The 7,871-nt window shown below is 68.7% G+C and carries 10 protein-coding genes; 6 read left to right on the forward strand and 4 right to left on the reverse strand.

The window, feature by feature from the left end; translation table 11 throughout:
- Positions 1-49: 49 nt before the first annotated feature.
- The 5 genes from rocD to ACHZD8_RS09730 all read left to right on the forward strand — a co-directional run bounded on the left by rocD (position 50) and on the right by ACHZD8_RS09730 (position 4,457).
- Positions 50-1,321, forward strand: coding sequence for an ornithine--oxo-acid transaminase (rocD, locus tag ACHZD8_RS09710; protein ID WP_394770138.1), 1,272 nt, complete (start codon positions 50-52; stop codon positions 1,319-1,321).
- Positions 1,318-2,502, forward strand: coding sequence for a kynureninase (locus ACHZD8_RS09715; RefSeq protein WP_394770126.1), 1,185 nt, complete (start codon positions 1,318-1,320; stop codon positions 2,500-2,502). Before rocD ends, ACHZD8_RS09715 begins: the two co-directional genes overlap by 4 nt.
- 67 nt (positions 2,503-2,569) lie before the next feature.
- A complete protein-coding gene (locus ACHZD8_RS09720; protein ID WP_394770128.1) occupies positions 2,570-2,857 on the forward strand; it encodes a hypothetical protein in 288 nt (95 codons plus the stop codon).
- Entirely contained in the window at positions 2,858-3,265 is a 408-nt protein-coding gene (locus ACHZD8_RS09725; RefSeq protein ID WP_394770129.1) for a type II toxin-antitoxin system VapC family toxin, read from the forward strand. It abuts the gene before it with no gap.
- Between the two features lie 76 nt (positions 3,266-3,341).
- Positions 3,342-4,457: an acyl-CoA dehydrogenase family protein gene (locus ACHZD8_RS09730; protein WP_394770131.1), complete on the forward strand. Its 1,116-nt coding sequence runs from the start codon at positions 3,342-3,344 to the stop codon at positions 4,455-4,457.
- Positions 4,458-4,501: 44 nt separating this feature from the next.
- Here the strand turns inward: ACHZD8_RS09730 and ACHZD8_RS09735 are convergent, their stop codons facing one another.
- From ACHZD8_RS09735 to ACHZD8_RS09750, 4 genes are read right to left on the reverse strand one after another with little or no spacing between them, the layout of a single operon-like run.
- The gene (locus tag ACHZD8_RS09735; RefSeq protein WP_394770132.1) at positions 4,502-4,801 is read right to left on the reverse strand and encodes a type II toxin-antitoxin system RelE/ParE family toxin; all 300 of its coding nucleotides are present in this window, start codon (positions 4,799-4,801) and stop codon (positions 4,502-4,504) included.
- Positions 4,783-5,103: a type II toxin-antitoxin system Phd/YefM family antitoxin gene (locus ACHZD8_RS09740; protein WP_394770140.1), complete on the reverse strand. Its 321-nt coding sequence runs from the start codon at positions 5,101-5,103 to the stop codon at positions 4,783-4,785. The genes ACHZD8_RS09735 and ACHZD8_RS09740 overlap by 19 nt, the downstream gene beginning before the upstream one ends.
- A 58-nt stretch (positions 5,104-5,161) precedes the next feature.
- Positions 5,162-6,766 (reverse strand): MFS transporter, encoded by a 1,605-nt coding sequence (locus tag ACHZD8_RS09745; protein WP_394770133.1) that lies wholly within the window; start codon positions 6,764-6,766, stop codon positions 5,162-5,164.
- A gap of 7 nt (positions 6,767-6,773) precedes the next feature.
- On the reverse strand, positions 6,774-7,130 hold the full coding sequence (locus ACHZD8_RS09750) for a hypothetical protein (RefSeq protein WP_394770135.1): 357 nt from the start codon (positions 7,128-7,130) through the stop codon (positions 6,774-6,776).
- A 56-nt stretch (positions 7,131-7,186) separates the two neighbouring features.
- Here ACHZD8_RS09750 and ACHZD8_RS09755 point away from each other — a divergent pair, with 56 nt between their 5' ends.
- The gene (locus tag ACHZD8_RS09755; RefSeq protein WP_394770137.1) at positions 7,187-7,762 is read left to right on the forward strand and encodes a TetR/AcrR family transcriptional regulator; all 576 of its coding nucleotides are present in this window, start codon (positions 7,187-7,189) and stop codon (positions 7,760-7,762) included.
- The last annotated feature ends 109 nt before the right edge of the window (positions 7,763-7,871 follow it).

The raw sequence follows: 7,871 nt of genomic DNA on the forward strand, positions 1-7,871 counted from the left end.
TGTTGTTGGGTGGTGGTGGAGTGAAGTGCTGCACCTTGGAGCTGCGGCGATGACGGGGGAGGCCGCGGCCTTCCTCGCGATGGAGGACGAGCACGCCGCACACAACTACCACCCGTTGCCCGTCGTCGTCGCGACGGCCGAGGGCGCCTGGGTGACCGACGTCGACGGGCGGCGCTACATCGACTGCCTCGCGGCGTACTCCGCGGTGAACTTCGGGCACGGGCATCCGCGCCTCATCGCCGCGGCGAAGAAGCAGCTCGACCGCGTCACGCTCACGAGCCGCGCGTTCCACAACGACCAGCTCGGCCCCTTCGTGACGGCGCTCGCCGCGCTCGCCGGCAAAGACATGGTTCTGCCGATGAACACGGGTGCCGAGGCCGTCGAGTCCGGCATCAAGGTCGCACGCGCCTGGGGCTACCGCGTGAAGGGCGTGCCAGAGAACCTCGCGAAAATCATCGTGCTCGATGGCAACTTCCACGGGCGCACGACCACGATCATCAGTTTCTCCAACGATCCGGATGCCCGTTCCGACTTCGGACCGTTCACTCCCGGTTTCGTGAGCGTTCCCTACGGGGATGCCGCTGCCATCGAGGCGGCGATCGACGAGGCTGCGCTGACCGGAACAGAAGTCGTCGCCGTGCTCATCGAGCCGATCCAGGGCGAGGCGGGGATCATCGTGCCCCCGGCCGACTACCTGCCCGCCGTGCGCGAGATCACGACGCGCCACAACGTGCTCTTCATCGCCGACGAGATCCAGTCCGGCCTCGGCCGCACCGGCGCGACGTTCCAGTGCGACAACGTCGGCGTCGTGCCCGACCTGTATCTGCTCGGCAAGGCGCTCGGCGGCGGCATCGTTCCCGTGAGCGCCGTCGTCGGCAACCGTGACATTCTGGGGGTGCTCAAGCCTGGCCAGCATGGCTCGACCTTCGGCGGCAACCCGCTCGCCGCCGCGGTCGGCCTAGCGGTCGTGGAATTGCTCGCCACCGGCGAGATGCAGGAGCGCGCTCGGGTGCTCGGTTCGCGACTGCGTGAGCGGCTCGACGGCCTCATCGGCAATGGCGTGCTCGCGGTGCGCGGCGCCGGACTCTGGGCCGGTGTCGACATTGACCCCGCACTCGCGACCGGCCGTCGAGTGTGCGAACTGCTCATGGATCGGGGCGTGCTCGCGAAGGACACGCACGGCTCCACCATTCGCTTCGCCCCGCCGATCGTCATCACGCCGGAAGACCTCGAGACCGTGGTCGACCGGCTCGCGGAGGTGCTCGTACAGTTGCGGGGTGGATTGCACCGCAGCCCGACGCAGAACCCATTCCCCAGGTGAACGACGCGGCAACCCTCGACACCGCAGACCCCCTGGCTTCCCACCGCAGGAAGTTTCTGCAGTCGCCGGATGTCATCGCCTACCTCGACGGCAACTCCCTCGGGCGACCGCTCGCGGCATCCGTCGACCGGGTTGCGGAGTTCATGCGCGACCAGTGGGGTTCCCGCCTCATCCGCGGCTGGGACGAGGGCTGGATGACGCGCGGCCAGGCGATCGGCGACGACCTCGGCCGCGTGTGCATCGGCGCCGCCCCCGGCCAGACCACCATCGGCGACTCGACGACGGTGCTGCTCTACAAGCTCATCCGCGCGGCAGTTGACGCGCGCCCGGGTCGCACCGAGGTCGTAATCGATCGCGGCAACTTCCCCACCGACCGCTACACCGTCGAGGGGGTCGCCGCCGAGCGCGGCCTTACCGTGCGCTGGATCGAGGCTGCCCCCGTGACGGTGGCGGATGTCGCGGCCGTCGTCGGCGCGACCACCGCGCTGCTCGTGCTCAGCCACGTCGACTACCGCTCGGCGCACATGCTGGACGCCCCCGCGATTACCGCCCTCGCCCACCGGGCCGGCGCACTCGTGCTCTGGGACCTCTGCCACTCGGTCGGTGCTGTACCCACCTGGCTCGATGCGTGGGGCGTCGACCTCGCGGTTGGCTGCACCTACAAGTACCTCAACGGCGGGCCAGGGTCCCCCGCGTTCGCGTACGTGAGTACCGCCATGCAGGGTATCTTCCGCCAGCCGATCCAGGGGTGGCTCGGCAGCCGCCATCCGTTCACGATGGCGCACGGGTTCGAGCCAGCGCCGGGCATCCGCTCGGTGCTCAGCGGCACGCCTCCCTTGATCGGGATGCTTGCGATGCAGGACATGATCGCCCTCATCGAGGAGGCGGGCATGGCCGCGATCCGCGCCAAGTCGGTCGCGCTCACCGAGTTCGCGATCGCGCTCACCGACGAACTGCTGCCGGATGCCACGCTTGCCTCACCGCGTGACTGCGCGGTTCGCGGCTCCCACGTCACCGTGAACGACGACCGGTTCACGTCGATCATGTCGACGCTGTGGAAGCAGGGGATCATCCCCGACTTCCGCACGCCCAACGGCATTCGTCTGGGGCTCTCGCCGCTCTCGACGAGCTTCGCCGAGGTGGAGATGGGAGTGCGAGCGATCGCGGCGGCGCTCCGCTGATCGCTCGGCCCGGTCGCCGCGCGGCGAACGGTACCGCAGCTGGTACCACCGCTGGTACCGTAGGTGCATGGCTACGAACCTGCGACTGCGCCCCGAAGCCGAGACCGCGCTGCGGGAGGAGTCCGAGCGCACCGGGCGCTCGCAGCAGGAGCTCCTGCGCGAGGCCGTCGACCAGTTCCTCGGGCTAGCCGAGCGACCCGTGCCGTCGCCGCGCTCGCGAGACAGCATCGAAGACCTCATCGCACGCGGCATGCTGCGCCCGGCGCGGGAGCCGTTCCGTCGGGCGCGCCGGAGGCTGAAGCTGCCCGAAGGTGTCACGTCGATCGACCTCCTCGACCGCGAAGACCGGTTCTGAGTGCGCGTCTACGTCGACAGCAGCGCGCTTGCGAAGCGCGCGCTCGATGAGGCGGAGTCCGACCTCGTCGAGCTCGCCCTCGAGGGCTTCGCTCACGCGGGATTCCCGGTGTACTCGTCCACGCTCGCCTGGGTCGAGGTCTCGAGGACGGTTCGCAACCGACTCGATGCCGAGCCGTCCGCTGACGTCGCCGAACTCGTGGACGACGCCCTCTCCGGTGTGCTCGAATGCCCGATCACCGACCAGGTGATCGGTATCGCGCGTCGGCTCGGCCCGACCACGCTGCGCAGCCTCGACGCGATCCACCTCGCTTCTGCGACCCTCCTCGACGCGGATGTCGTGGTCGCCTACGACAAGCGCCTCCTGCAGGCCGCGAGCGAGTTCGGGTTCCGCACGCTGTCGCCGTAGCGCAGCGCGCCGCACCGCAACCACAGTCGTGCGACTCGGGCCGCTCCCGCCCGCGCGGCGAGCGTAGCCTTGCTGGGTGACCGTACTGACCCCCGAACTGCTCGACCGCATCCGCTCGCGTGCTCCCGGCTACGACCGGGATAACGCCTTCTTCGCCGAGGACCTCGACGAGTTGCGGGCGGTGGGCTACCTCGCCCCCCGCTCGCTGCGTGAGACCGTGCGCGACCAGCGGCTGCTCGCCGCGCACGCCCCGGCGACCGCGCTCGGCATCAACATGCACCTGGTGACTGTCGGTATCGCGCGCGTGCTGCGCGATCGCGGCGACGACAGCCTGGCCTGGCTCCTCGCGGATGCTGAGGCCGGCGAGCTCTTCGGCTTCGGCAACAGCGAGGCCGGCAACGACCTCGTCATGTTCGACTCGTGCACCGCGGCCGTGCCGCGTGCGGACGGCTCCTACGCCTTCACGGGCACCAAGATCTTCACGTCCCTATCTCCGGCCTGGACGCGCCTCGGCATCTTCGGCCGCGACGACAGCGACCCCGGCAACCCACGGCTCGTGCACGGCTTCCTCGACCGGGCGGCGGGCGGCCACGAGGCCGTGGGTGACTGGGACGTGCTCGGCATGCGGGCCACCCAGAGCTTCGCGACGCGGCTCGAGGGCGCCGTCGTGCCCGCCGACCGCATTGCGCGCGTGCTCCCGGTGGGCCCGAGCGCCGATCTCTACATCTTTGGCCTCTTCGGCAACTTCCTGCTGCTCATCTCGAGCGTTTATGCCGGGATCGCCGACCGCGCGCTCGAACTCGGCGTCGCGGCGGTGAAGGAGCGGAAGTCGATGAAGAGCGGTGCGGCGTACTCGCAGGACCCGGACATGCGGTGGCAGCTCGCGGATGCCGCGATCGCCCTCGACTCGCTCGCGCCGCAGATCGAGGGGCTCGCCCGCGACCTGGACGAGCTCGCGGATCGTGGCAGCGCATGGTTTCGGCAGCTCGCAGGAACCAAGACGCGCGCCGTCGACGTGTCGCGCTCGGTCGTCGAGACGGCCATTCGAGTGTCTGGCGGCAGCGCCTACTCCTCGGCCAACGAGCTCTCGCGGCTGTACCGCGACGCGCTCGCCGGGCTCCTCCACCCGGCCGACCCCGAGTCGGCGCACTCGACCGTCGCGACGAACTTGCTGGGCGCGCTGGAGCCATGAGGAACGCGTAGCGTTTGGCCTTGCCTCAGCGAATGCCGTGCAGGTCAGCGGGTACGGTAGACGTCGGCGCGGTGGTCGACGTGGAGCACAAGCACGAGCAGGTGATCGCCGACGATCTCGTAGATGGTGCGGTAGGGCCCCCGGCGCGCCCCCCACATGCCCTCGAGTTCGCGCTGTAGCGGCTTACCGACGCGGCGCGGGTTGCGCGCGAGGTCGCCGTAGACAAACTCGATGATCGCTGGCACTATGCGTGGCGGAACGCCGTGCAGGTCGCGCCGAGCGGTGCCGGCGAACCCCACCCGGTAGGCGTGGTCGTGACCGTCGTTCACCGCACCGGTCGACATGGAACGCCGAACTCCGCACGGATCTGCTCCTCACTTGACGTCGCTCGCTCCGTGAGTTCCTGCCGCGCCTGGGTGACATCCTCGAGAATTTCCGGTCGAGAGAGCCAGAAGAGGGTCTCTTGCAGCGACTCCCACTCGTCGGCGCCGATGAGGACGGCGGCTGGCGATCCGTTCCTCGTGATCGTCACCTGCTCGTGGGTCAGTGACACGGCGTCGACGAACTCGTTGAGCTTGTCCTTGACCTTGGAAATGGGTAGCGTCTGCAGGTGAACAACATAGGCCCGAATTGCGGCTCTGACCAGGCTTTAATAAGGGCCACTTATTGTCGCTATGCACGTCAGGAGCGCGTTGTGATCGAGGCTAACCCGCGATTGCTTTGGCTGCCGCCGCCACCTCGTCCTCCCGCCGCCCACTCCCGAGTGACACGCTCGCGATGAGGCCGAGGGCGAGGAAGCCGGCCGCTCCTAGCGAGGAGTAGCGTGCGGCGTCCGAGAACGCGAGGCGGGCCTGCTCCGCGATCGGGGCGGTCTCCGGGTCGTTGCCGAGTCCCGGAATCGCAGCGCCCGCGCTGTCGACCACGGCTGCGACGAGGCCTGCGCGGGGTTCCTGCGGAATGCCGAGCGCGGCCAGGTGCGCATCGAGCTCGGTGCCGAGGGTCGAGAACAGCACGGTACCGAGGATCGCGATGCCGAGCGCGGCCCCGACCTGGCGCGAGGTGCTCTGCGTGCCCGAGGCCTGACCGCTCTGCTCGACCGGCACGTGCGAGAGCACGACGTTGGGTAGCTGCGCGCTCGTGAGGCCGATGCCCATGCCGTAGAAGAAGAGGAGCGGGGCGAGCAGCTGCCAGGTTGCGTCCGGCGAGAGTACGAGGGCAAGCGCGGTGATCGAGACGATCTCGAGCACGAGGCCGGCGCGCACGATGGCGACCGGAGTCATCCGCCTGGAGAGCGCGCTCACCATCCCGCTCGCGAGGAAGGAGCCGATCGCGAGCGAGAGCAGCAGCAGCCCGGCCCCGAACGCGTCGAAGCCGAGCACGTTCTGCACCCACATCGGGAGCACGAAGAGCACGCCGAGCTCGCCGAGGTTCACGACGAGGCCCACGAGGTTGCCGTTGCGGAACGACGGGATGGTGAAGAGATCGAGCGCGATCATCGTCGAGAGTCCGCGGGTGCGACGGCGCCGCGACCACCACACGAAGACCAGGGCGGCGGCGATCGAGAGCGCGAAGAAGAACGGGATGGGCGAGACCGCGACTGGCCACTCCCACGATCCGATCGTGAGCCCGTCCGTCGCGAGCCACCAGCCGTAGCTGCGGCCCTCGATGAGTGCGAAGACGAGGGATGCGGTCGTGACGATCGAGAAGAGCGCGCCGACGACGTCGAAACCACGGTCCGCACCCGCGCGCGACTCGGTCGCGGTCACGAGCAGTCCGATGATCACGATGATGCCGAACGGCACGTTGACCCCGAAGGCCCAGCGCCACGAGAAGTCGGTCGTGAGCCAGCCGCCGAGGAGCGGGCCGGCGGCGGCCATGCCGCCGATGATCGAACCCCAGATCGCGAACGCGATCGCGCGTTCTCTGCCGCGGAAGGTCGCGTTGATGATCGAGAGCGTGGTGGGGAGCACCATGGCGCCACCGACGCCCTGCAGCACTCGGGCCGCGATGAGCAGGTCGCCGGTGGGGGCGAGGCCGGCGAGGATCGAGGCGATGGTGAAGACCGCGACACCGATGACGAGGACTCGCCGGCGCCCGAACCGGTCAGCGGCCGTGCCGAACAGCACGAGCAGCGCGGCGAAGACGAGTGTGTACGACTCCTGCACCCACTGCACCTGCGAGGAGGTGATCCCCAGGTCGTTGACGATCGACGGGATCGCGACGTTGACGATCGTCGCGTCGACGATGATCAGGGAGATCGCGATGCTGATGAAGAGCAGCGCGAACCAGCGGGAGCGAGGAGTCGTCACGAGCGTTCTACTTCCAGAAGACCGCGATGATGATGTTGACGAGCGTGAGCGCACCGATCATCGGCACGAGCCAGGCCGCGACCTTCTCCTTCTTGCGGTTGATGAGCGCGAGCACCGTGATCACGACGAGCACGAGCAGCTTGACGCCGATCTTGGCGTTGTTGACCGTTTCGTCGGTGCCGAATTCGAGCACGAGAACGAGGCCAAGGCCCGTGGCGAGCTGCAGCCAGGCACCGTGGAGGATCGCCGGGAGTACGCGTGCGGTGCCCGTCTTGAAGGCAGTGATCTGCACGAGAACGCCGCCGAGGATGGAGGCGAGTCCCACGAAATGCAGGACGAGGAGGGAGTGTTCGAGAATATCCATGCCGGAATCCTAACCGACAACGTGTCGGTAAGATTGCCATCCGGCATAATTGCCCTATGCCCCGGATTTCTGCGCCCACCGTCGTCGAGCACCGCGCCCTCCAGCGCGAGGCCCTTGTCGTCGCGGCGTCGGATGAACTCCTGGAGAACGGGCTCGCCGCGGTCACGCCGGCATCCGTCGGCAAGCGCGCCGGGCTCGCGCGCAGCACCATCTATGAGTACTTCCCCTCCGCGAGTGACCTCGTCGCGGAGGTCGCCCTGCGCTCGTTCCAGCAGTGGGGCGAGGAGCTCTCCGCGGCGATGGCCGGCGCGCCGAGCGGGATCGAGCGTCTGGCCGCCTACATCACGACGACCCTGCGCCTCGTGGCGGAGGGAAAGTATGACATCGTGCACGCCCTGCACGGCGCGGTCTTCTCACCCGAGAAGATCGCGCGGTTCGAGGAGCAGCACACCGAACTCGTGCAGCCGCTGCGCGACGTGATCGCCGAACTCGGGCTGAGCCACCCCGAGGTGCGCGTCGAACTCATCCAGGGCGTCGTCGACGCGGGCGTCAAGCAGGTTGCAGCGGGGCGCGACGTCGAGAAGGTTTCCCGGCTCTCCGTCGAACTCGTGACCCAGGGCTTCCTGAACTAGCCGACGCAGCCTCAGCACGAGCGCGGCACGAGGCGCTGCAACCGTGTGACGTGGCCCGGCTCGAGCTCCGCGAGGGAGCGTGCGCCGAGGAGACGCATCGTGCGGGCGA

The organism is Lacisediminihabitans sp., from assembly GCF_043726815.1.
Taxonomy (GTDB): domain Bacteria; phylum Actinomycetota; class Actinomycetes; order Actinomycetales; family Microbacteriaceae; genus Lacisediminihabitans.

Excerpts from the sequence above, each read along its gene's own strand:
- ACHZD8_RS09735 (WP_394770132.1), bottom strand. The coding sequence starts at position 4,801 with ATGTCGACCGGTGCGGTGAACGACGGTCACGACCACGCCTACCGGGTG.
- rocD (WP_394770138.1), top strand. The coding sequence starts at position 50 with ATGACGGGGGAGGCCGCGGCCTTCCTCGCGATGGAGGACGAGCACGCC.
- ACHZD8_RS09720 (WP_394770128.1), top strand. The coding sequence starts at position 2,570 with ATGGCTACGAACCTGCGACTGCGCCCCGAAGCCGAGACCGCGCTGCGG.
- ACHZD8_RS09755 (WP_394770137.1), top strand. The coding sequence starts at position 7,187 with ATGCCCCGGATTTCTGCGCCCACCGTCGTCGAGCACCGCGCCCTCCAG.
- ACHZD8_RS09750 (WP_394770135.1), bottom strand. The coding sequence starts at position 7,130 with ATGGATATTCTCGAACACTCCCTCCTCGTCCTGCATTTCGTGGGACTC.